Genomic DNA, 232 nt, shown 5'->3' on the forward strand with positions numbered 1-232 from the left:
GTGTTATCACTATCATTATCAGCTTGCACTTTACCGACTAAATTAGCGACCTCAAATGTGATTTCATACATACTTGCATGATACTCGCTTACTATTGACTTTTCAGATGTAACCCTAATCAAAGGACTTTGATATTGTTGTTGTAAGTTTACTTCGTCTTTTCCGTTAAAATCATCATTTGTAAAATCAGGATAACCTATTTTTAATTTCGCAAATTGCCATTCGGTTGCAG

General features: G+C 33.6%; 1 protein-coding gene. It reads right to left on the reverse strand.

The genetic code is table 11. The features are described 5' to 3' along the window. Nucleotides 1-232, reverse strand: a 232-nt coding sequence (locus tag Q4528_RS16400) for a hypothetical protein (RefSeq protein WP_303522856.1), incomplete at both ends; no start/stop codon positions are given.

The sequence above is a fragment of the Staphylococcus pasteuri genome, assembly GCF_030547725.1.
Classification (GTDB): Bacteria; Bacillota; Bacilli; order Staphylococcales; family Staphylococcaceae; genus Staphylococcus; species Staphylococcus pasteuri.